At 63.5% G+C, this 20,145-nt stretch carries 25 protein-coding genes and 1 tRNA gene; 8 read left to right on the plus strand and 18 right to left on the minus strand.

From position 1 onward, the window contains the following. Positions 1-127: 127 nt before the first annotated feature. Entirely contained in the window at positions 128-2,002 is a 1,875-nt protein-coding gene (locus ISS97_RS02830) for an MFS transporter (protein WP_379984838.1), read from the plus strand. Between the two features lie 14 nt (positions 2,003-2,016). On the opposite strand, the gene ampE is transcribed toward ISS97_RS02830, so the two are convergent. From ampE to ISS97_RS02870, 8 genes are all read right to left on the minus strand, one after another. Beyond that, entirely contained in the window at positions 2,017-2,886 is an 870-nt protein-coding gene (gene ampE / locus ISS97_RS02835; RefSeq protein ID WP_379984839.1) for a regulatory signaling modulator protein AmpE, read from the minus strand. Between the two features lie 89 nt (positions 2,887-2,975). After that, positions 2,976-3,971 carry an NAD(+) diphosphatase gene (gene nudC, locus ISS97_RS02840; protein ID WP_379984840.1) on the minus strand — a complete coding sequence of 332 codons (996 nt, stop codon included), beginning with the start codon at positions 3,969-3,971 and terminating at the stop codon, positions 2,976-2,978. 13 nt (positions 3,972-3,984) lie between these two features. Continuing rightward, positions 3,985-4,362 (minus strand): iron-sulfur cluster insertion protein ErpA, encoded by a 378-nt coding sequence (gene erpA, locus ISS97_RS02845; protein ID WP_379984841.1) that lies wholly within the window; start codon positions 4,360-4,362, stop codon positions 3,985-3,987. 47 nt (positions 4,363-4,409) lie between these two features. After that, positions 4,410-4,838 (minus strand): bactofilin family protein, encoded by a 429-nt coding sequence (locus ISS97_RS02850; RefSeq protein WP_379984842.1) that lies wholly within the window; start codon positions 4,836-4,838, stop codon positions 4,410-4,412. After that, the gene (locus ISS97_RS02855; protein WP_379984843.1) at positions 4,825-5,577 is read right to left on the minus strand and encodes a DUF6776 family protein; all 753 of its coding nucleotides are present in this window, start codon (positions 5,575-5,577) and stop codon (positions 4,825-4,827) included. Before ISS97_RS02855 ends, ISS97_RS02850 begins: the two co-directional genes overlap by 14 nt. Before the next feature lie 129 nt (positions 5,578-5,706). After that, the gene (gene bfr / locus ISS97_RS02860; protein WP_379984844.1) at positions 5,707-6,177 is read right to left on the minus strand and encodes a bacterioferritin; all 471 of its coding nucleotides are present in this window, start codon (positions 6,175-6,177) and stop codon (positions 5,707-5,709) included. 143 nt (positions 6,178-6,320) lie between these two features. Further along, positions 6,321-6,518, minus strand: coding sequence for a (2Fe-2S)-binding protein (locus ISS97_RS02865; protein WP_379984845.1), 198 nt, complete (start codon positions 6,516-6,518; stop codon positions 6,321-6,323). A gap of 65 nt (positions 6,519-6,583) precedes the next feature. Next, entirely contained in the window at positions 6,584-7,141 is a 558-nt protein-coding gene (locus ISS97_RS02870) for an RNA pyrophosphohydrolase (RefSeq protein ID WP_379984846.1), read from the minus strand. Positions 7,142-7,319: 178 nt separating this feature from the next. On the opposite strand from ISS97_RS02870, the gene ISS97_RS02875 reads away from it, so the two are divergent. Continuing rightward, positions 7,320-7,396: transfer RNA gene (locus ISS97_RS02875), tRNA-Met, on the plus strand. 79 nt (positions 7,397-7,475) lie between these two features. On the opposite strand, the gene ISS97_RS02880 is transcribed toward ISS97_RS02875, so the two are convergent. Further along, positions 7,476-7,775: an addiction module antidote protein gene (locus ISS97_RS02880; protein ID WP_379984847.1), complete on the minus strand. Its 300-nt coding sequence runs from the start codon at positions 7,773-7,775 to the stop codon at positions 7,476-7,478. A gap of 1 nt (position 7,776) precedes the next feature. Continuing rightward, complete coding sequence (locus ISS97_RS02885; RefSeq protein WP_379984848.1) at positions 7,777-8,073, minus strand: type II toxin-antitoxin system RelE/ParE family toxin; 297 nt, start codon at positions 8,071-8,073, stop codon at positions 7,777-7,779. A 304-nt stretch (positions 8,074-8,377) separates the two neighbouring features. Here ISS97_RS02885 and ISS97_RS02890 point away from each other — a divergent pair, with 304 nt between their 5' ends. From ISS97_RS02890 to ISS97_RS02900, 3 genes are all read left to right on the plus strand, one after another. Further along, a complete protein-coding gene (locus tag ISS97_RS02890) occupies positions 8,378-9,019 on the plus strand; it encodes an EscF/YscF/HrpA family type III secretion system needle major subunit (protein WP_379984849.1) in 642 nt (213 codons plus the stop codon). 104 nt (positions 9,020-9,123) lie between these two features. After that, positions 9,124-9,909 carry a DUF6683 family protein gene (locus tag ISS97_RS02895; RefSeq protein ID WP_379984850.1) on the plus strand — a complete coding sequence of 262 codons (786 nt, stop codon included), beginning with the start codon at positions 9,124-9,126 and terminating at the stop codon, positions 9,907-9,909. Between the two features lie 81 nt (positions 9,910-9,990). Continuing rightward, positions 9,991-10,602 (plus strand): GNAT family N-acetyltransferase, encoded by a 612-nt coding sequence (locus tag ISS97_RS02900; RefSeq protein WP_379984851.1) that lies wholly within the window; start codon positions 9,991-9,993, stop codon positions 10,600-10,602. On the opposite strand, the gene ISS97_RS02905 is transcribed toward ISS97_RS02900, so the two are convergent. Together ISS97_RS02905 and ISS97_RS02910 are read right to left on the minus strand one after the other, a co-directional pair. Beyond that, complete coding sequence (locus ISS97_RS02905) at positions 10,599-11,270, minus strand: hypothetical protein (RefSeq protein WP_379984852.1); 672 nt, start codon at positions 11,268-11,270, stop codon at positions 10,599-10,601. The genes ISS97_RS02900 and ISS97_RS02905 overlap by 4 nt on opposite strands. Before the next feature lie 28 nt (positions 11,271-11,298). Then, positions 11,299-11,550: a hypothetical protein gene (locus tag ISS97_RS02910; RefSeq protein ID WP_379984853.1), complete on the minus strand. Its 252-nt coding sequence runs from the start codon at positions 11,548-11,550 to the stop codon at positions 11,299-11,301. A gap of 180 nt (positions 11,551-11,730) precedes the next feature. On the opposite strand from ISS97_RS02910, the gene sctU reads away from it, so the two are divergent. Next, entirely contained in the window at positions 11,731-12,804 is a 1,074-nt protein-coding gene (gene sctU / locus ISS97_RS02915; protein WP_379984854.1) for a type III secretion system export apparatus subunit SctU, read from the plus strand. A gap of 1 nt (position 12,805) precedes the next feature. On the opposite strand, the gene sctT is transcribed toward sctU, so the two are convergent. Genes sctT through ISS97_RS02945 form a run of 6 tightly spaced genes read right to left on the minus strand, consistent with a single transcriptional unit; the run spans position 12,806 to position 17,222 of the window. After that, positions 12,806-13,597, minus strand: a complete 792-nt coding sequence (gene sctT / locus ISS97_RS02920; protein ID WP_379984855.1) for a type III secretion system export apparatus subunit SctT — start codon at positions 13,595-13,597, stop codon at positions 12,806-12,808. A 13-nt stretch (positions 13,598-13,610) separates the two neighbouring features. After that, positions 13,611-13,877, minus strand: coding sequence for a type III secretion system export apparatus subunit SctS (gene sctS, locus ISS97_RS02925; protein WP_090449644.1), 267 nt, complete (start codon positions 13,875-13,877; stop codon positions 13,611-13,613). Positions 13,878-13,889: 12 nt separating this feature from the next. After that, positions 13,890-14,555: a type III secretion system export apparatus subunit SctR gene (sctR, locus tag ISS97_RS02930; protein WP_379984856.1), complete on the minus strand. Its 666-nt coding sequence runs from the start codon at positions 14,553-14,555 to the stop codon at positions 13,890-13,892. Then, a complete protein-coding gene (locus ISS97_RS02935) occupies positions 14,542-15,531 on the minus strand; it encodes a FliM/FliN family flagellar motor switch protein (protein ID WP_379984857.1) in 990 nt (329 codons plus the stop codon). The genes sctR and ISS97_RS02935 overlap by 14 nt, the downstream gene beginning before the upstream one ends. A 3-nt stretch (positions 15,532-15,534) precedes the next feature. Then, positions 15,535-16,131 (minus strand): response regulator transcription factor, encoded by a 597-nt coding sequence (locus ISS97_RS02940; protein ID WP_379984858.1) that lies wholly within the window; start codon positions 16,129-16,131, stop codon positions 15,535-15,537. Continuing rightward, the gene (locus tag ISS97_RS02945) at positions 16,131-17,222 is read right to left on the minus strand and encodes a sensor histidine kinase (RefSeq protein ID WP_379984859.1); all 1,092 of its coding nucleotides are present in this window, start codon (positions 17,220-17,222) and stop codon (positions 16,131-16,133) included. Before ISS97_RS02945 ends, ISS97_RS02940 begins: the two co-directional genes overlap by 1 nt. A 92-nt stretch (positions 17,223-17,314) precedes the next feature. On the opposite strand from ISS97_RS02945, the gene ISS97_RS02950 reads away from it, so the two are divergent. After that, the gene (locus ISS97_RS02950) at positions 17,315-17,647 is read left to right on the plus strand and encodes a FliO/MopB family protein (RefSeq protein WP_379984860.1); all 333 of its coding nucleotides are present in this window, start codon (positions 17,315-17,317) and stop codon (positions 17,645-17,647) included. 368 nt (positions 17,648-18,015) lie between these two features. Continuing rightward, on the plus strand, positions 18,016-20,085 hold the full coding sequence (gene sctV, locus ISS97_RS02955; protein WP_379984861.1) for a type III secretion system export apparatus subunit SctV: 2,070 nt from the start codon (positions 18,016-18,018) through the stop codon (positions 20,083-20,085). The last annotated feature ends 60 nt before the right edge of the window (positions 20,086-20,145 follow it).

The following is a 20,145-nucleotide window of genomic DNA, read 5'->3' on the forward strand; positions in this document are numbered from 1 at the left end:
AGTGGCAGGAACCCGGTCTTCGTTGTGCCACATTTGATCCGCTACGCGAAGTGGCAATGGCGAAGCAGGGGACGGCCGGGAAGCGTTCACGCTACGCTAGCCGCCACGCTTTTCGCCAAGGACATGCATGAGCCAGTTCGCTTTGCTAGGCAGCCGCCGTTTCGCGCCGTTCTTCTGGACTCAGGCGCTGGGTGCGTTCAATGACAACGCATTCCGCAATGCGATGGTGATGCTGGTGGCGTTCCAGATGGGATTGGACGACAAGACGGTATCGCTCTACACCAGCCTGGCACCTGCACTGTTCATCCTGCCGTTCTTCCTGTTCTCGGCCACTGCCGGGCAGCTGGCGGAGAAGTATGAAAAGACCCGGATCATCCGTTACGTGAAGTTGTTCGAGATCGGTGCGATGGTGCTGGCGGCGGTGGGTTTCTACACGCATCACACAACGTTGCTGCTGGTGGTGTTGTTTCTGATGGGGCTGCACTCGACCACGTTCGGGCCGATCAAGTACGCGATTTTGCCGCAGGCGTTGAAGCCGCAGGAGCTGGTGGGCGGCAATGGCCTGGTGGAGATGGGCACGCAGCTGGCGATGCTGATCGGCATGATTGCCGGCAATGCGCTGATGCTAATCGTCGGCTTCGGGCCGATCGCGGCCTCGGCAGTAACCATCCTGGTGGCTGTCCTGGGGTATCTGGTCAGCCGCCAGATTCCACCGGCACCTGCGACCGCGCCGGATCTGCGTTTCAGTTGGAACCCGTACACCGAAACCGCCAAGGTGCTGAAGCTCACCCGCAGCGACAAGGCGGTATTCAACGCGATTCTGGGCATCTCCTGGTTCTGGTTCTTCGGTACGGTGCTGATCTCGCAGTTGCCGAACTACACGCGCCTGAACCTGGGCGGTGATGGCTCAGTGAACACATGGGTACTGACCCTGTTCTCACTGGGGACTGGCATTGGATCGCTCTTGTGCGAGCGGATGTCAGGGCGCCGCGTCGAGGTGGGTCTGGTGCCGCTGGGCGCGTTCGGTCTGACGATCTTTGGTATCGACTTGTATTTGGCGCGCTCGGGTCTGGCGGCCATGCATGGCATGGATTGGTTGGCCTTTCTGCATGGCGTCGGCAGTTGGCGCATTTCGCTCGACCTCACGTTGATTGGCGTGTTTGCAGGCTTCTATGTGGTGCCGTTGTTCGCCTTCGTGCAGAGCCGCACGCCGCGCGAACAGTTGTCGCGTGTGATCGCGGGCAACAATATTCTCAACGCGCTGTTGATCTGTCTGGCTTCGGGCTTTGGCCTGGGGCTGAGCATGCTGGGCCTGCATCCCTCGCAAATTTTCCTGATCACGGCGCTGCTCAACGTGGCCGTGGCGGTCTACATCTTCACGCTGGTGCCCGAGTTCCTGATGCGTTTCATCACTTGGGTGCTGGTGAATACGTTGTACCGGGTGCGCGTGGATGGCACGCAGAACATCCCGGAAGAAGGGCCAGCGCTGCTGGTGTGCAACCACGTGAGTTTCATGGACCCGCTGTTGCTGATGGCGAATTTGCGCCGGCCGGCGCGGTTCGTCATGTACTACAAGATCTTCAATATTCCGCTGCTCAACTTCGTGTTCCGCACGGCCAAGGCGATTCCAATCGCGGGGCAGAAGGAAGATCCCGACGTGTTGCAGCGCGCCTATGACGCGGTGGACGCCGCGCTGGCCGATGGCGAAGTGGTCTGCATTTTCCCCGAGGGCGGGCTGACGAAGGACGGCGAAATCGCTCCCTTCCGTCCGGGCGTGGCGCGCATTCTCCAACGCCGCCCGGTGCCGGTCGTGCCGATGGCCTTGCGCGGCCTGTGGGGCAGTGTATGGAGTCGGCGCGACACTATGCTGCGCCGTGCGCGACTGCCACGCCGTTTCAGAGCGCGGGTGGAGCTGGTTGTGGATGATCCGATCGCGGCGACCGATGCGCGGGTGGAGACGCTGGAGTCGCGTGTGCGTGAACTGCGCGGCGATTTTGCGTAGTACGGCGGGCCGGCTCAGCCCATCCAGCCGGCCAGCACGATCACCGCGACCACGCTGAGCCAAGCCAGCAAGGCGCGTACCAGTGCGCTGCGCAGACGGTGCAATTCGGCCAGGACGTCGCTGCGTTCTTCGACGTAGCCGTCGCCGGCTTCGATGTCGACCTGGATATCCGCGCGCGCGGCGGCACCCAGGAAACCCGGGCCTTCGCGGAGCCAGCTGCCAGGCACGGCCTGTTGATGCCATTGGCGCCACGCGCCGATCACGGCGTCCCAATGGCCGACCAGGGCCAAGGTAAACACCATCAGTTGAGCTGGCAGCCAATCCAGGCCATGGGCCAGCGAGCGTGCGAACGAGCGCGCGTTGGTATCCAGGCCCAGCGACGCGTCGTGGTTCAGGGTTTGCGCCAGGCGATACATCAGCGCACCGGCCGGACCAAGAATGAAGAACCACAGCAGCACGCCGAAGCGGCGATGCAGCGCGGCGTAGGCCGTGGCTTCACCGACGGCGATGGCATTCCAGGCGACCGGTTCGCCATCGTCCGAAAGGGCTTGCGCGGCCGCTTCGCGGCTGGAGCCATCAGGTGCTTTCAGGATGGCTTCGAGATCAGCTTCATAGGCATGCGGACCGAAGCAGTAGAGCAGGACTACCAGCGAGAAAATCAGCCGCAACAGATCGGTCATCGGCAGCAGACTGATCAACCAGATCACCAGCAGGCACAGCACCACGGGTACCAGCCAGGCGACCAGCACGCGACCCGGACCACTGGTGTCGGCGAGCTGCGCAACCCAGCGCCGGAAGCCGCCATCGCCGCGCCAATGCGCAAGCTGAGGCTGCAGATGCAGCAGACCAAGGGCAATGAGGGCGGTGAGCAAGCTGACGGCCATGTATGCAGACTCCCTAGCGATGAACGCATTGTAGGAGCGCACCTTGTGCACGAACAGCGGCCAGTGCTGTTGGACGAATGATTTAAGGTCTAGTGCTGCGCTGTGGTTTTGCGGGCTCGCCGCGCTTCTTCGCTCAACGTGTCCAGATCCAGGCCAGCACGCAGATGCAGCCAATGCGATAGCAGCCGGTAGGACACCGATAGCGGCGGCGAAGGCAGGAAGCTGCCATCGGCAAGCCCGTCGACGATCTGCTGCGGCGTAAACCAGCGTGCGTCTTCCAGCTCGTCGTCGCGCAGGCGGATCGTCGGCGATATGGCCTTGGCGAAGAAGCCGACCATCAGCGAGGCGGGCAATGGCCAGGGTTGCGAGGAGTGGTAATGCACATCGCCGACCACGACACCGGACTCTTCGGCGACTTCGCGCCGCACGGCATCTTCCAGTGCCTCGCCAGGTTCAACGAAGCCCGCCAGGGTGGAATAGCGGCCTTCCGGCCACCCCGCCTGACGGCCAAGCAGGCAGGCGCCTTCGTGTTCCACCAGCACGATGATGGCGGCGTCGGTGCGCGGGAAATGCAGGCGTCCGCATCCAGTGTTGGTGCATTGGGCGCGATGGCCGGCAGCGACCAGCACCAGTGGTGCCCCGCAGCGGGCGCAAAACTGCGTTTCGCGCTGCCAATGTGCCAGACCCTTCGCGTAAGCGAACAGGCCAGCTTCGTCGGCGGGCAGGCTCAGGCCGGCTTCGCGGAGCCCGACACGGCGGGCTCCGAGCTGGGTCTCCAGCGCAGCGGCGCGGTCGCCATCATCCACGGACAACATGAAATGCGGGCGCTCATCGGCGAAGCCGAGCAGGCTGGCCTTGAGATCGCCGAGCAGATCTTCGCGCTCGCGGGCATCGAGCCAGCGCAGTGCTTCGCGCCCATGCTGCAGGTAGGTTTCGCCCAGTCCGTCCAGCAGGATGTAGCGCGCATCCGCCGAAGCGGACTGCGCATTGACCCAGACGGTCTCGTCGCGGCGCTCGGCCACGCGATCAAGGATCAGGCTCAGGCCGGCGAAGGTGTTGGGGCGCGGCAGAAGGGTGCTGTCCATGCCCATGGCGTACTCAGGTCGAGAAGGAGGAGCCGCAGCCGCAGGTGGTCTTGGCGTTCGGGTTGCGGATGACGAATTGCGAACCGCTGAGGCTTTCCGCGTAATCGATCTCCGCGCCCGTCAGGTATTGCAGCGAGAGCGGATCGACCAGCAGGGTGACGCCTTCGCGCTCCAGCGCGAAATCGTCCTCGGCCTGGGCTTCGTCAAAGGTGAAGCCGTACTGGAAGCCGGAGCAGCCACCGCCTGTGATGTACACCCGCAGCTTCAGCGAGGGATTGCCCTCTTCCAGGATCAGCTCGTGCACCTTGCGCGCGGCAGCGTCGGTGAACACCAGTGGTGCACCGGCGCTGCGGTAATCGGGAACGGTAGGAAAGGGGACGACGGTATCCATGGGTGTTCAGATGGGGCCGTTGAGGCGCGCCGACAAGGATACCGCGTTCAGGCCGGCACGGCCTCCGCCTCGTTCAGCGATGGGGCCGGCAGTTCGCCGCGGACCATCGGTTCGTTGGTCTGGTGCGTCATGCGGCCGTTGACCTGGGCTCCGGCCGACATTTCCAGCGTGCTGTAGCTGACATCGCCGACGATGCGTGCCTGTGGCGCCAGTTCCAGGCGCTCGCTGACCTGCACATTGCCCTGTACCGGGCCATTGATGATGGCGTGCGGTACACGGATCTCACCTTGCACGTGACCATGCTCGCTCAGGGTGAACACCGCATCCGGGCCTTCGCCCAGCACGGCGCCTTCGATGCGGCCGTCGAGATGCAGCGCGCCGCTGAAGCGCAGGTCGCCCTGGATCACCGTGCCGCGGGCGATCAGGCTGGTGTCGTGGCTGGTGCTGGCGCGTTCGTTGCGCTTACGGCTGAGCATCGTGGTCCCCTTGCGTCGTCGTGATATTGCCGGTGAGGGCATCGTTCCAGGCCACCGTGCGGCTCACGGCCTCGTCGCCCACGGGTTGCACAGTGATATGCATGCGGGTCGGTCGCACATCGGCGGGCAGCACGATGGTGGCATTGAGTTGTTCGAAATACTTGAAGCGGAACGGCAGGCCATCCTTCTGTACGGTGGCGCCGAGCGCCGGCCAGTCGAGCTGTACGACCTTGTCGGCGCGCAAGCCTTCCACGCTGACCAGGACCTTGCCGGTGATCTCTTCGCCGCGCTTGGCGTTCTGGGTGATGCTGAGGGTGAGGTTCCAGCCGTGCGTGCCGGCTACCGGCTGCACTTTGACTTCCTGCACCTTGAGCCCTTCGCGCTGGGCGTCGCCGCCGACCAGGCGCGCATAGAAGCCCAGATCCGCGCGCAGGCCGCTGATCTCTTCCTCGCGTTCGGCCAACGTGCCGCGCAGAGCCTTGGTGGCGATCTCGGTGACCTGGGCGGAGCGCTGAAGATTGGAGACTTGCTGCTTGAGATCGTCGTTCTGCTCGGACAGCGCTACGAGCTGGCGATGTTCCGAGGCGGCAGGTGTGGCGCGCCGCACCAGCAGTCCGGTGATCAACCCCGTGAGCAGCAGGCTGCCCAGCCACGCCAGTCCGAGCCAGAGCCACAGGCGGCGCTGGCCGGTTGCGTCGTGTGAGCGCACGACAAAGCGCGGTGGTGGGCGTGAAGCCATGCAAGGCCTCCCGGGAAAACTCACGGTATAGCCGTGCCGCGTCAAGACCGTCAAGGAACCGCCGCACGCTTCGGCAGGGCGTGCGGCAGTTTCGGAGGATTACCTGGATTATTGCGAAGCGGTTACCGCTCAGCTCGACATCTTGCTTTGCAGGTAACGCTCGGCGCCGATGTCCTTGACCAGGCTGAGCTGGGTTTCCAGCCAATCGATGTGTTCTTCCTCGTCATGCAGGATGGTCTTGAACATATCGCGGCTGACGTAGTCGGCAATGCCTTCGCTATAGGCGATGCCTTCGCGCAGGTCTTTCACCGCAGCCATTTCCAGATCCAGGTCGCCCTGCAGGCATTCCAGCACGTTCTCGCCGATGCGCAGCTTGCCCAGGTGCTGCAGGTTAGGCAGGCCTTCGAGGAACAGGATGCGCTCGATCAGGTGATCGGCATGCTTCATTTCCTCGATCGATTCCTTGTACTCGTGCTCGGCGAGTTCGCCGTAACCCCAGTCCTTGAACATGCGGTAATGCAGGAAATACTGGTTGATCGCGGTGAGCTCGTTGTAGAGCACCTTATTAAGGTACTCGATGACCTTGGCGTCGCCCTTCATGGTCTTTTCTCCTGACAGCTAACAGCCGGTGACTATAAGGGCTGAAACACAGGGATGACGGAACGCAAATGGAAATGGTTCGCTCATGCGAACAGGCGCCCTATCGGTGGGCGCAATCAAGAACGATAACGGAAGAAGTGCGCTCAGGCCGTGACGACGGGGAGCTGCAACAACACCTGCTCTACCGCTTTGTCGAGCGTGGCGCGGGCTTCCTGCTCGCAGCAACCACAGCAGTCGGAACAGCCGGTGCGTGCCTGCAGCTCGGCAAAGCTATGCACACCATCGGCCGCGGCGCGGCGGATGTCGTGATCAGTGACGGCGTTGCACATGCAGATATACATGCGGCATATGGGAACGCAAATGCGAATGATTGTCAACAATCAGCCTCAGGCACCACAAAAGGCGTTCAGGCAGCTTCGCGGCCCCCGCGCCGTCCCGGTCCAGGGCCGGCCTCGTCGGGCTGCGGCAGGTTGCCGAGCTGCACGCTCAGCAGGGTTTCCACCAGCGGGGCGAACTGGCGCAGCGCCCGTTCGTAGACCTGGCGCTTGAAGTTGACCACGTGATTGGCCGGGTACCAGAAATCCACCCAGCGCCAGATATCGAACTCGGGCTTCTCACTGGCATCGAGACGCAGCGCGTCCTCCCCGCCGACCAGCTTGAGCAGAAACCACACCTGTTTCTGGCCGATGCAGGTCGGGCGCTGATGGTGACGGATATAGCGGTTGGGCAGCTTGTAGCGCAGCCAGCCGCGGGTGGCGCCGATCACCTCGACGTCGCATGGAGAGAGGCCGGTTTCCTCCTCCAGTTCGCGGTACATGGCTTCCAGCGGCGTCTCGTCGCTACGCATGCCGCCCTGGGGAAATTGCCAGCCATCGCGATTGACGCGGCGCGCCCAGAACAGGCGGCCGTCTGCGTTAAGCAGCACGATGCCCACATTCGGACGGTAGCCATCGACGTCGATCATGTCTTCTCCTCGGGCCTGCCGGTGCGTGCCTGAAGCCAGCAACACCTTGTTCCCGCGAACGATTCAACCACAGCGCGCGAACAGGCGGCAAGCCAAGACTTGAACCGAAGGTGAGACGCAACTAAACTGCCCGGCCCTCGCCCAGGCACATCATGCCTGAGTGCGACGACCTCACCGTGGCTAGGTAGCTCAGATGGTTAGAGCGCGGCACTCATAATGCTGAGGTCGGCGGTTCGATCCCGCCTCTAGCCACCACTCTCTTTACCATCTCGTCTCACGCCATCCCGCGGAATCCGCGCAGCGCATGGTGATGTCGGACGGTGGGCCGCGCGACTCAGTGACCGATCGGCACCAGCCGCAGCTGGTAGCCGAGTGCATTGGCAATCGTCATCACAGTGGCCAGGCTGGGATTTCCGTCGGCTGACAATGCCTTATAGAGCTCTTCGCGCGTAAGGCCGGTGTCGCGGGCCAGCTGACTCATATTTCGTGCGCGTGCGACGGCGCCAAGTGCGGCCGCCATCAGGATCGGATCATTTTCTTCGGAACACGCCTCGAGATAAGCCTCGATATCGTCCTCGGTATTGAGGTAGCCGGCGGTGTCGTAGTGGCTGAATGTCTCTTTCTTCGTGGCCATTTCAACGCTCCAAAGCCTCGGCGATGTGCGCAGCGTTGGCGATATCCGCTTGCTGGGAACGTTGGCCACTGCTGCACAGCAGGATCGCCAGCCATTTGCCACGCATCGTGTAGTACATCCGATAGCCGGGGGCATGGTCGATCTGCATCTCGTTGATGCCGCAGGCCAGGTAGCGATGCTGGCCGGGGTTGCCGAGGCTCAGGCAGTCGATCCGCATCTGGATACGTGCCTTGGCGCGGCGATCCCTGAGGTTGCGCATCCATGTGCCGAACGTTTCGCTTTTGACCAGCTCAAGCACTACTGCAACTCACCTATGAACTCTGACTGCCACAGTGTCAGCCGTGGTTGACAGGCATTTCAGTCAGTCAATAGCCCCGCGTCCGGTCAAAAGGTGCCATCTGGCATGTCGGGATAACCCTAGCCTAGGGATCGACCTAGCTGGCCGGCCGCGGCCGGCTGCGGATACTCCACGCCACGGCCCGAAAGCTACGGCAGCGCGTGGAGACGGATTTCCCACTGCACGGGGCGAGGCCACCAATGCATCCCGGGATGCGGCGGTTGGGCCATCCACCACTCATCCCATCGATTGCAGAGGTATCGCCATGTCGCACGGAATCAACTTCGACTCGATCATGAGCCTGGCCGTCAGTGCGGTCTCCACCTATTTCACCGGCGGCGCGTCGTTGCTCGCTTCGTCCGCGTTCTCGCAGGTCGTCGGCGACGCTTTCTCTTCGGCCGCCACCTCCGTGCTCGGCGATTCCGCTGGCAGCCTCGCTTCGAGTGCTTTCAACGGCGCCATGAACGAGGGTTTTTCGCAGCTGGAAGGTTGGGGCAGCAATGAACTCGGCCAGGCCACCAGCCAGGTGCTGAACATTGCCAACCATCAGGGCCAGAACGGCGCCTATACCGGCGATCTCGATCGCGCCAAGGCCGATCTGCAGGACACCTTCGCCAACCTGATCGTCAACAGCGCCAAGGACAACGCCGTGGATCTGGACGGTCCGGTGCAGGCCAAGGGCGGCAAGAACAGCTGGCTGATGGCGATGGCCATTGCGCTGGGCAAGCAGGCCAACTCGCTGGCCAACCAGATGACCAATGCCGCCAACCATCTGGACGGCAAGGATCCGAAGGCCTCGGCCGAATTCCAGACCCTGTCGCAGCAGTTCGGCATGATGATGAATACCATCTCCACTGCCATCAAGAGCATCGGCGATGGCCTGTCGACGGTCGCGCGCAAGCAGTGATCGTAGTGCAGGAACGGTGCAGCCTTCACGCTGCGCTAGGCATGGATATGCACGATGGGCGGGCCGCACTGCGGCCCGCCCAAAGTCGTTTCCGGAGAAAGGCAATGATCTGGCTCAAGAGAACCCTGCTGCTTTCGCTCGCGCTCAGCGCTCCGCTGGCCGCTCAGGATTTTTCAGGCATGGACATGCCGATCTCGCCGGTGCAGAACGTCGGCCTCACCAATATCGGTACCATTTCCGTGCTCAAGGCGGCGGAAAATCGCTCGCGCGGGCGCGTATCGAGTGGACTGCCGGGCTTCTCCAGCCATGCATCGATGCAGGCACAAGCAGCGGATATTCCGGCACCTACGCCGGGTGCAGTCGCCAAATTGCGCTTCCAGTCGAACCAGGCGGTGAGCGAGAAAGTGCTGCAGGATGTGTCGCGCTCGTTTTCCGGCGGTGACGCGGCGAAAGCCCAGAACTTCCAGCGCTCGCTCGCGGGCGACAACGTGATCGGCAAGTTCCGCAGCCTGCTCGGTAAATACGGCTATTCCAGCGACAACGTGGCCGATGTGTTGACCGCTTATCTCGTGCTCTCGTGGGAAGTGGTGAACAACGGCGATGCCATGCGCTATCCCTCCGGTGTGGAAGCGCTGCATCGGCGCATCCAGGCCGGCCTGGCCGGCAACCCGCGTTTGCTCGCGATGTCGGACGCGCAGAAGCAATCGATGTCCGAAACCTTCGGCTATCTGGCGATGATCGCCGCGGCTACGCGCAACGAGCTGGAGCGCAAGGGAGATCAAATGGCGCTGGCCAAGTTGCAGGATGGCGTCAACAGCACCACGCGCAAATTGGGCATTGATCTGCGCACGGTGAAGATGACCGAACAGGGCTTCGTGTCACTGCAATAAGCACAAAGCTAGGGAAATCCCCAGCTAGCCAATCGCGCAAGCACCGGGCCAGAGTGTCGCAAGCGACACGGGACTGCGGCCATGGGCGAAACCGCGCAACGTCAACACACGGCAGTGCGGCCCGGGGCCGCGGTCGGCACGCATGCCGCAGGCGAAGAAGTCGCGCGCAGCCGGCGCATCCGCCTGCGCCAGCTGTCTTACGCCGACATTCCCTGGCTTAGCCGTCTATACGCTCACGCGGAAGTACAGCAACTGCTGCTGGATGACAGCCCCACTCGCTTTATCGAGGTGGCGGCGCTGGTGGCGTGGGTTAATCAGATCTACGAAAAGCATCGCGGGCTGGGCATCTGGCGCGCCGACTCGATCGATGGCGAATTCCTCGGCACGTTCTCGCTGATGCCGATAGAAGACAACGGTGAAGTGGAAATCGGGGTGCGCCTCACGCCCGAGGCCTGGGGGCGCTGGTATGCCATCGAAGGCGGGCGCCTGCTGTGCCGGCATGCTTTCGCCGTGTTGGGCCTGCCGCGGCTGGTGGGCTATTTCCATCCGGACAACGAAGTGGTGGCACGCATCCTGGCGCGCATCGGTTTTCGCGAAACCGGTCTGCGCGACTACGGTGGCAAGCAGGCGCGTCGTTTCGAGCTGGAGGCATCGAACTGGGGCGCTGCCGAGGCGAGCGCCGAGCACGCTTAGAGCCGGTGCACGATCCAGCCAGGCGGCACCGGGCCACCGGACGGGTCGCCACGCAACGCGGCACGCACCACGTCGTCTGGCGTACTGCCTTCGCGCTGCCAGCGCTGCGCCAGCCGGCTCAGGATGTCGCGGGTATCGCGCGTATACGTGCCTTCCAGTTCGCTCCCGGCATCGGAGCCGAGTTTGCTGGCGTACAGCGCGCGCAACTGCGGATTGAGGTCGAACAGGGCGAGCAGCTTGCGCATGGCATCGGCGTAGAGCGCTTCTTCCAGCATCGGGCGCTGCGTCTGCTGGCAATGCCACACGGTGAGGTATTCGAGCGGGCCGAGCAGGCGCCGGCGATTCATCGGGCTAAACGCTGGCATGTCATCGCTCTCAGTGCGCGCGGAGCTGCCCCACGCGCTCAGCTGCCCGCTTGGCAGATCCATGCGTTGTGCGGCGGCCGCAAGCAGATCGGCAACCAATTGCTTGGCCGGAAGATCCTCGCTCTCGGCGACGATCAGCAGGATCTTCAGGAATACCGGATACGCATCGTCACCCAGTTGGCGCACCAATCGCTTCGCCAGCACCAGGCGCAATTCGGTGGAAGGCTCCTGCTGCAACGCACCGATCAACCGCCGGGTGGCTTCCAGCAGGGGTTCGGCCAGCGGCTGCAGTTGGGCGCTCATGACATGAGCTTAGCGGCAGTGCGCCGGGTCAGCCGAGCGGCGCCAGGATATGGCTGATCACCTGCTCGAGTTGCGCGCCGGCCGGGCCGGTCGCCGCACCGGGGCGGCTGAGCAGGCGTTCGGCCGCGCTGGTGCCGGCCCATACGTCCAACCCCAGCAACTGATTGCCGTGCGCCGCCTGCAGCCGCGCCGAACCGCCCTGGCCAGCGAGCGCATGCGCCGCACCGATCCCTGCAAGGGAGGGTGTCAGCGGTGTCGATGGCAGCTCGGAAAGGTTCATGGCACCTGGCGGGGGATCGATGCGTGGCATCAGTCTAGGTCTCGCGTAAGCATCGGAGCAGCTGGGGAATTCCCTAGGTGGTGGCATGCCCGGCGCTTGATCACACTGGCACGCGGGTCACGGTGAACGGCGAACGCTTGGCCGTAGCATGAGTTGACCGCGTGCACGGGCGAACGAGTCATGGCCGGACAGAACAAGGACAGCGGGGACCGCACCGAAAAACCCACCCCCAAGCGCCTGCGTGACGCCCGCAAGGAAGGTGACGTTCCCAAGAGCCGCGAGCTGACCAGCACGGTACTCGTGCTGGCTTGGCTGCTGATGCTGATGATGGGCATGCCGCTGGTCCGCGCTCGATTGAACGGATTGTTCGACACTGCCCTGCTCGGTCTCAATCAGCCATTTGGCCAGGCGCTGCATACGGTGGGCCTGGCCACGCTGGAAGGCTTTCTGTGGCTCACCCTGCCCTTCCTGCTCGGCGCCGTCGCCATTGGCGTGGTGGTGGAGTTCCTGCAGGTGGGGCCGGTGTTCGCGCCCAAGAAGCTCAAGCCCGACGCCAACCGCATGAATCCGGCCGAAGGCATCAAGCGGCTGTTCTCGCAAGAGAACCTGGTGGAGGTGATCAAGGCGATCGCCAAGAGCGGTCTGTTGATCGGCCTGTTCATCTGGGTGCTGTTCGCGCTGATCGGCCAGTTCACCCAGCTGCCGTATGCCGCGCCCGAAGCGCTGGGCGAGGCGCACTGGGTCGCGGTGAAGCGCCTGGCGGCGGGCGTGATCTTCGTGTTCTTTTTTGTCTCGGTGCTCGACGCGTTCTATCAGCGCTTCGCCTTCAACAAGAAGATGAAGATGAGCCGCCGCGACATCAAGCAAGAGCTGAAGGACAACGAAGGCGATCCGATGATCAAGGGCCGTCGCCGCCAGTTGCATCAAGAGTGGTCGCAGCAAAACACCCTGGCTGGTGTACGCAGCGCCAGCGTCGTGGTGACCAATCCCACTCATCTGGCGATCGCCATCCGCTATCAGCAGGGTGAGGACGATCTGCCGGTGATCGTCGCCAAGGGCGAGGATCACGAAGCCGCCCTGATCCGCCAGGCCGCCGAGGAAGCCGGCGTGCCGATCATGCGCAACGTCACGCTGGCGCGCGGGCTATACGAAAAAGTGGAGGTGGACGACTACCTGCCGTCCGATTTCTTCGAGGCCGTGGCCGAACTGCTGCGCTGGGCCGAATCGATCCGCGAATCGCGCGACGGTCGCTGATTCAAAGAATGTGCTGCAGGGCCCGCAACAAGCCGCGATTCTCGAACAGCTTGCGCATCACCACTTCCACCATCGCGCCGAGCGCCAGCAGCAAGACCCAGCTCGACAGCCACGCCTTGATAGGCATGGCCAGCGCGAACACGTTGAGCTGCTGCGCGTAGCGGTTGACCAGGCCCAGTGCGATGTCCACCAACGACATCACCACCAGAGCCGGCGCCGACAGCACCAGCACCGCTGTCATCAAATAGCTGAACTGGCCGACGAAGAAGTTCATGCCGCCGGCCTTGAGCGGCGGCAGCATGCTCGCCACCGGCCAGATCGCATAGCTCGACATCAGCAGATCCAGAAACACGGTGAAGGCGCCGCTCACCATGAACAGCCAGGTCGCCAGCTGCATCAGGAACACGCTGGTCAGCGTGCTCTGCTGACCCGCGATCGGATCCATGTCCATCGCCATGGAAGCGCCGGCCTTGGTGTCGATCACGCTGCCGGCGGCGCCCAGCGCCCAGAACACCATGCCAAAGCAGAAGCCGATCAGCAGGCCCAGGAAAAACTCCTTACCCAGCACCATGATCCAGGTGCTGCCGGTCATCACGGTCAGGCTGGGGCTGGCCGCGGCGGCCAGCGGATAGACCAGGATCGCCAGGCTTACGTAAAAGCTGTTGCGCACCAGCGAAGGCACCGTGTCCGACGTCATCAACGGCAGCACCAGGAACGCCGCCACGATGCGCGGCAGCGTCAGCGCGACACCCGTCAACTGGTTGCCGAGTTCCTCGACCGAAAAAACCATCATCGGGGCGCCGCGCTCAGTGCAGCATGCCGGGGAACCCGCTGAACAAGCGGTCGGCAAACTTGTATAGCGTGCCGCCGAGCATGGCCGCCGTGCCCAGCAGCGCGATCACCACCACGATGAATTTCACCGCGTAAGGAAAGGTCTGCTCCTGAATCTGGGTGGCCGCCTGCAGAAACGCCACCAGCAGGCCCGCAATGGCCGCCGCGATAATCGGCGGCGCCGAGAGCACCAGTACCAGCCATAGGGCTTCGCGGGCGAGTTGTATCTCCTGGTCATACATATCCCGCCCTCCTTACTGGTAGGTCAGCACGAGGCCGTGGATCAGCTTGGCCCAGCCGCTGAGCAGCACAAACAACAGCAGCTTGAACGGCAGCGACACCATGGTGGGCGACAGCATCATCATGCCCATCGCCAGCAGGATGTTGGACACCACCAAGTCGATCACCAGAAACGGGAGGAACAACAGAAAACCAATCTGGAACGCCTGGGTCAGCTCGCTCACCGTGAAGGCCGGCACGATCACCATGTAGTCCTCGGCGGTGAGGTCTGCCTGGCGGTCGGCCGGCAGCAGGCGCTTGGCGCTCTGCAGAAAGAAACCGCGCTCACCTTCATTGCTGTGCTTGATCAGGAACTGGCGCAAGGGTTCCTTGCCGGATTGCACGATCTGGCCGAGCTTCTCCATGCTCATCGGCCCGGGCGCCTGTGTGCTCATCTGCGTCTGCACGTCCTTGTAGCTGTCCATGATCACCGGGTTCATCACGTACACGGACAGGATGATTGCCAGCCCGTTGATCACCACGTTCGGCGGCACCTGCTGCAGGCCCAGCGCGTTGCGCAGCAGGCTGAGTACCACCACGATCTTGGTGAACGACGTGACCATCACCGCCACGAACGGCGCCATCGCCAGCGCCACCACCATGGTGATGACGAGCGCGGGCGAGAAGCTACTGAAGTCCATGCTCACCTTCCCTTTGTGCGATGCGCACGCCGAGCCAGTCGCCCAGCGCCACCAGTTCGCCTTCGCCAAAGCGTCGCCCGCCGAGCATGATGCCCACCGCACTGCCGACCAGCGGCGCGTCGTGGTGCAGCGTGCTGCCCGGGCGCAAGGCGCCTACGTCATCCAGATTCAATGTGAGCCGAGTCAGCAGAAATAGCGGACGCGCCGTGTCGCTGCCGACCGCGACGAGCGGGCGATTCGAGATCGTCCATTCGCCCTGGCGGCGCTGTACCGCCCAACCTTCGGGCAGGCCGTAGATGTTGCGCGCGGTATCTTCGTCGGGTTGCAGCCGGCCTTCGCAATCGGCTTCGTGGCCCATCAACAGCACATCGCCGGGCTTCAGCGCGGCTACGCTCGCGGCGTCGAGCGTGCGTCCAGCCACGATCAGCCGTAACGACAGCGATGTCGCATCACTTACCAGCGCTGGATAAGTGGCATCGCGTGTCCATTCCTGGCGCGCCGCCAGCGTGCGCAGCTCGGCGACACCGAATGCCAGCCAGCCTTGCAGCGATGCGCCCTGGTGATCGCGGAAAGCCAGCGCCAGCCACAATCGCTCAACGTCATTGCCGGCCGCTAGGAACGCCGCCGGCAGCAGTTCATGGCCGGTCAGCTGTGTCAGTGCGCTCACCAGGGGCTCGTGCGCCAGCGTCCACGCGAGCAGGCGCGCCTCGCCTTCATAGTCCTGCCAGCGCGCATCGCCCAGGCTGCTTTCGCCGCTTTCCTGTTCCAGCGCGACCAATACGGACCCGTAAGGATGATCGAGCCGCACGCAAGGCAGGCTGGCGGCATGGTGTTGCCCGCGTCCGGCATGCAGGATCAACACGCCCTGCCCGGAGGAAAGTTGAAGGGCATTGCCGCGCGCCAGCAGCGCACGCGCCGCGGACAGCAATCCATCGCCAGGTACAGAAGCGGCCACCACGGCCTCGAGGGCGGCCATGGCTTAGCCCTGGCCCAGCACGGCGCGTGTCAGCTCGACCACGTTATGCGCACCCAGTTTCGCCATCAGGTTGGCGCGGTGCAGTTCAACCGTCTTGGGGCTGATCTTCAGGTCGTCGGCGATCACCTTGTTGAGCTTGCCGCTCATGATCCCGTCCAGTACTTGCCGTTCGCGGCGCGTCAAATGGCCCAGTGCGCTGGATGCGGCCTGCGGCGCGTGCGACGACAGCGCGGTCTGGATCGCCTCGATCAGCAGCGGTGCGTCGAACGGTTTCTCGATAAAGTTGGCCGCGCCATGACGCATGGCATCCACCGCAAGCGGCACATCGCCATGGCCAGTGACAAAGATCAGCGGCAGCGCGAGCCCACGGTGCGCCAGCTCGCTCTGCAGTTCGAGCCCGCTCATGCCGGGCATGCGGATATCGCTCACGATGCAGCTGCGTGCAGGCGGCGCATGCCGCAACAACTCCTTGAGCAACGACTCCGCGCTCGAAAACGCCTGCACCTCAAAGCCGGTCTGTTCGAGAATCCAGACACAGGAGTCGCGAAACTCCTGATGGTCGTCGACCAGATAAATGTGCGTTCCGTTGGCTGGGGTCATCAGGCGTTCCCTCGTGGCACGGTGAACACCATCGCGCAGCCGCACCGCCCTTCCGGGTTGGGCTCGGCGAACAGGCGTCCCTCGTGGTATTCGATAATCGAACGGCAGATCGCCAGGCCGATGCCCAGTCCGTCCGGTTTGGTGGTGTATAGCGGCGTGAACAAGCGGCACATGTCGTCGGCGCCGATGCCGCAACCCTGGTCGATCACGCGGATCTCGACCATGTCGTCATAGTCGATACGCGCCGTGACGCGGATGCGCCGGTTCGACGGCGGCGTCTCGCGCATGGCTTCGATCGCGTTCTTGATCAGGTTGAGCAGCACCTGCTCGATCATCACGCGGTCGGCGAAGATCGTCGGCAGTGCTTCGGGCAGTGCATTGGTGATGCTGACCTGGTGCTGTTCGGCCTCCAGCCGCAGCAACTCGATCACGCCGTGAACCAGTGCGCGCGCATCCAGGTTCTGCCGATGCGGCTCGCGGCTGCGCACGAACTCGCGGATGCTGCCGATGATCTGCGCCGCGCGCTCAGTCTGCCGGCGCGCCAGGCGAATGCCGCGCAACAGATCTTCGCCGTGCGGATCGCGATTGGCGAGCTGCTCGCAGCCGCCGAGATAGTTGATCGCCGCCGCGAGCGGTTGATTGAGTTCATGCGCGAGCGTGGTGGCCATCTCGCCGACGCTCATCATGCGCGAGGTCGACAGCAGCTGTTCGTGCTGCTCCTGATGGCGGCGCAAAGCGTCGATGCCCTCGCTCATATTGATGAGGAATACCGCTTCGGCTGCATCGCCCAGCGACAGTTCGCTGCGTTCCAGCCGATACCAGCGGCGCGTGTCGTTCGCGTAATAGATCGAGCAGCGGCCTTGCTCGCCCACGCGTTCGAACGAGGCGTCGAAGCTGTCGCGCGAAGGCATGTCGTCGAACTGAGGAAACTCGCTGCGGAAGGCGGCGTTGTCAGCGAGCGCGAGTCCGTCTTCCTGTGCAAACACGATGCAGGGCCAGGGCAATGCATCGATCCACGCATATCCCTGCGTAACCTCGGCGGAGGCAATCCCTGCATGCGTCGGCTTGCGGTGAATCCGAGTCACAGGCATCGTGACGGTCCCTCTATCAGGCAGGTGTCGCGATTCGTCCCCCAACGAATGACACAGTGGCCAACTACGGATTGTTCGTAAGGAATAATGCCATGAAGAGATTACTGTGCAACGTCATGGCCGGATTATCTGTGCCGGCCTCCGCATTGGCCGCCGAGACTCCCGATGGCGGCAGTCTTTGGTTAGGCCTTTTGTTACCGCTCATTGCAGTATCGGCGGCCCTCCTGGCGTGGTTATGGTGGCTGCGCAAAGGACAGTCCCTGCGGGGCCCAGCAGGGCCTCTGAAGGTGGTGCAGGCGGTAGCCGTCGGTGCCCGGGAACGCGTGGTAGTGCTTGACGCACAAGGAAGAAGGCTGGTGCTGGGGGTCACTCCGAGCCGGGTCGAACTGATCGCTGAATTGCGCAATGATGACATCGCTAAATAATGTGATGAAAATCACGAAGTAAACGTTATTCAAGCAAACGTTTTGAATATGTCTGTCAAATGATCTTCATATTCACAACACTGAACATGAAAACCTAGGGTTTTCCCTAGGTATCGATTTTCTGAGGCGCTGTGTACGTTCCCACTTCACCGAGCGCCGACAGGGGGCGACGGCTGAAGTGGATCGCGTGCGTTCTGTGCGCGGCGGCATCGGCAACGGCAGTGGAACGAGCGTGTTCGCATGCTCTAGGGATGAGTGTGTCCGGCTGCCGGAGTGGTGTGTTTTGCGTAGCGTTGTCGCACCAGCATCGTGTCGCGTCACGGGTCGTCGCCGTCGCATAGGCGGCGTTGCCTATGGAGCATCAAGCCATGGCGCTTGAGGCGATCCTTGCGCGCCTGGCGCCCGGCCCGGGCGGCTCGCGCAGCTACAGCGACCTCGTACTCGTCGCCGGCGTGGTGGCGATCATCGGCCTGATGATCCTGCCGCTGCCGATGGTGGCGATCGATGCACTGGTGGCCCTCAATATGCTGATCGGCGTCGGCCTGCTGCTGATCGCCATCTACATTCCCGCGCCCGTCGCGTTCTCCAGTTTCCCCAGCGTGCTGCTGCTGACCACGCTGTTCCGCCTCGCGCTGTCGATCGCCATCACGCGCTCGATCCTGCTCAACGCCGACGGCGGCCACATCATCGATACCTTCGGCAACATGGTGGTGGGCGGCAACCTGATCGTGGGCCTGGTGGTGTTCCTGATCATCACCGTGGTGCAGTTCATCGTGGTTGCGAAGGGCGCCGAGCGTGTCGCCGAAGTCGCCGCGCGTTTCTCGCTGGATGCGATGCCCGGCAAGCAACTGTCGATCGACTCTGACTTGCGCTCTGGCCTGCTGGAAAAGGATGAGGCCCGCCGCCGCCGGCGCCTGCTGGAGATCGAAAGCCAGCTGCACGGCTCGCTCGACGGCGCCATGAAGTTCGTCAAGGGTGACGCCATCGCCGGCATCGTGATCATCGTGATCAACCTGCTGGGCGGCCTGGGCGTGGGTGTGATGATGCACGGCATGAGCCTGGGCGACGCGGTACATACGTACAGCGTGCTGACCATCGGCGATGGCCTGGTGGCGCAGATCCCGGCGCTGCTGGCGTCGATCTCGGCGGGTCTGATCGTGACGCGCACGGCTGGCGACGAAGAGGAACGCAACCTCGGCGCGATCATCGCCAAGCAGATTTCCAGCGAGCCGCGCGTGACCATGATCGTCGGCTGCATCGCGCTGGGCATGATGCTGGTGCCGGGCTTCCCGATCATCGTGTTCCTGCCGCTCGGCATGGTGCTGGTGGGTATCGCGGCGTGGCGCATGCGCGAACGCGTGGGCTTTCTGCGCCGGCTGTTCAAGGTGCCGGAGAGTCAGGCGGAGCTGCTGCCGCCCGATGTGGCCGATAGCGACGCGCTGCTGCCTTCCGCTCCCTTGATGCTCGAAGTGCATATGTCCGCGTTGCAGTCGCTGGGCAGCACGCAGGTGCGCAACCTGTTCCGCCAGGTGGTCGGCAGCCTGCGCGAGGAATACGGCGTGCCGCTGCCCAAGCCGGCTCTGCGCGCCGGATTGAACCTGCCCGAGCACGGCTATGCGCTGTACGCCTACGGTGTGCGCATCGCCCACGGCGTACTGAGGCCCGGCCAGTTGTTCCTGCCGGGCCGGGCCGCCTTGCCCGCCGCCTCGGCGGGCGAAAGCGGCGCGCTGACGGCCGAAGGTACACACGGTTTTCCAGGGCGCTGGGTCGCACGCGATGGCGCGCGCCATGCGCAGGCGCTGGAAGCGCCGCAGATGCTGCACGAACACATCCGCATGGCGCTGGAGCGCCATCTGGCATTGTTCGTCGGTATCCAGGAAACCTCCAACCTTTCCAACGGCCTCAGCCGCGACTATCCGGACCTGGTGCGCGAAATGCTGCGCGTGGTCTCGCCGCAGCGTGTGGCCGAAGTGCTCAAGCGTCTGGTGGAAGAGCGCGTGCCCATCCGCCAGCTGCGTGATGTGTTCGAAGCGATCACCGATGCGGCAAGCCGCGAGAAGGACATCGTGCTGGTCGCCGAATACGTGCGCATGGCGCTGCGCCGTCATCTCAGTTATCGCTACTCCGACGACGGCCAGGTGTTGCGTGTGCTGGTGGCGCGCCCGGAGCTGGAAGAGCGCCTGCGCCGTTCCGTGCACACCGGCCCGGCTGGCACCCAACTGGCGGTGGAGCCGGATCTCGCTGCGCGCCTGCTGGCGCAGATCGGCGAAGTCGCGCGCGGCGAACACGGCAACTCCATGGTGCTGCTCAGTTCGATGGATGTGCGGCGCCATCTGCGCAAGCTCACCGAGGCGGAATACGCCGATATCCCGGTGCTTTCTTATCAGGAGCTGGTGCCGGACTTGCGTCTGGTGCCGGTGGGGCAACTGGCTGCCTGAGGCGGCCCTCAATCGATGACAGGCAAGGAATCCAGGCAGATGGGCTACATCAGGGGAAGG

Origin of the sequence: Dyella koreensis (assembly GCF_044904565.1) — a bacterium.
GTDB classification, from domain to species: Bacteria; Pseudomonadota; Gammaproteobacteria; order Xanthomonadales; family Rhodanobacteraceae; genus Dyella_D; species Dyella_D koreensis.

What these genes read in the sequence shown, in the direction of transcription:
- ISS97_RS02850 (WP_379984842.1), bottom strand. Translation starts at nt 4,838, where the DNA reads ATGCTCAGCCGTAAGCGCAACGAACGCGCCAGCACCAGCCACGACACC.
- ISS97_RS02880 (WP_379984847.1), bottom strand. Translation starts at nt 7,775, where the DNA reads ATGGCCACGAAGAAAGAGACATTCAGCCACTACGACACCGCCGGCTAC.
- ISS97_RS02910 (WP_379984853.1), bottom strand. Translation starts at nt 11,550, where the DNA reads ATGAACCTTTCCGAGCTGCCATCGACACCGCTGACACCCTCCCTTGCA.
- ampE (WP_379984839.1), bottom strand. Translation starts at nt 2,886, where the DNA reads ATGGCCGTCAGCTTGCTCACCGCCCTCATTGCCCTTGGTCTGCTGCAT.
- sctS (WP_090449644.1), bottom strand. Translation starts at nt 13,877, where the DNA reads ATGTATGACCAGGAGATACAACTCGCCCGCGAAGCCCTATGGCTGGTA.
- ISS97_RS02935 (WP_379984857.1), bottom strand. Translation starts at nt 15,531, where the DNA reads ATGGCCGCCCTCGAGGCCGTGGTGGCCGCTTCTGTACCTGGCGATGGA.
- ISS97_RS02905 (WP_379984852.1), bottom strand. Translation starts at nt 11,270, where the DNA reads ATGAGCGCCCAACTGCAGCCGCTGGCCGAACCCCTGCTGGAAGCCACC.
- ISS97_RS02945 (WP_379984859.1), bottom strand. Translation starts at nt 17,222, where the DNA reads ATGCCTGTGACTCGGATTCACCGCAAGCCGACGCATGCAGGGATTGCC.
- ISS97_RS02890 (WP_379984849.1), top strand. Translation starts at nt 8,378, where the DNA reads ATGTCGCACGGAATCAACTTCGACTCGATCATGAGCCTGGCCGTCAGT.
- ISS97_RS02895 (WP_379984850.1), top strand. Translation starts at nt 9,124, where the DNA reads ATGATCTGGCTCAAGAGAACCCTGCTGCTTTCGCTCGCGCTCAGCGCT.
- sctR (WP_379984856.1), bottom strand. Translation starts at nt 14,555, where the DNA reads ATGGACTTCAGTAGCTTCTCGCCCGCGCTCGTCATCACCATGGTGGTG.
- ISS97_RS02830 (WP_379984838.1), top strand. Translation starts at nt 128, where the DNA reads ATGAGCCAGTTCGCTTTGCTAGGCAGCCGCCGTTTCGCGCCGTTCTTC.
- bfr (WP_379984844.1), bottom strand. Translation starts at nt 6,177, where the DNA reads ATGAAGGGCGACGCCAAGGTCATCGAGTACCTTAATAAGGTGCTCTAC.
- ISS97_RS02870 (WP_379984846.1), bottom strand. Translation starts at nt 7,141, where the DNA reads ATGATCGACGTCGATGGCTACCGTCCGAATGTGGGCATCGTGCTGCTT.
- erpA (WP_379984841.1), bottom strand. Translation starts at nt 4,362, where the DNA reads ATGGATACCGTCGTCCCCTTTCCTACCGTTCCCGATTACCGCAGCGCC.
- ISS97_RS02865 (WP_379984845.1), bottom strand. Translation starts at nt 6,518, where the DNA reads ATGTATATCTGCATGTGCAACGCCGTCACTGATCACGACATCCGCCGC.
- ISS97_RS02950 (WP_379984860.1), top strand. Translation starts at nt 17,315, where the DNA reads ATGAAGAGATTACTGTGCAACGTCATGGCCGGATTATCTGTGCCGGCC.
- ISS97_RS02940 (WP_379984858.1), bottom strand. Translation starts at nt 16,131, where the DNA reads ATGACCCCAGCCAACGGAACGCACATTTATCTGGTCGACGACCATCAG.
- sctV (WP_379984861.1), top strand. Translation starts at nt 18,016, where the DNA reads ATGGCGCTTGAGGCGATCCTTGCGCGCCTGGCGCCCGGCCCGGGCGGC.
- ISS97_RS02855 (WP_379984843.1), bottom strand. Translation starts at nt 5,577, where the DNA reads ATGGCTTCACGCCCACCACCGCGCTTTGTCGTGCGCTCACACGACGCA.
- sctT (WP_379984855.1), bottom strand. Translation starts at nt 13,597, where the DNA reads ATGATGGTTTTTTCGGTCGAGGAACTCGGCAACCAGTTGACGGGTGTC.
- sctU (WP_379984854.1), top strand. Translation starts at nt 11,731, where the DNA reads ATGGCCGGACAGAACAAGGACAGCGGGGACCGCACCGAAAAACCCACC.
- ISS97_RS02900 (WP_379984851.1), top strand. Translation starts at nt 9,991, where the DNA reads ATGGGCGAAACCGCGCAACGTCAACACACGGCAGTGCGGCCCGGGGCC.
- nudC (WP_379984840.1), bottom strand. Translation starts at nt 3,971, where the DNA reads ATGGACAGCACCCTTCTGCCGCGCCCCAACACCTTCGCCGGCCTGAGC.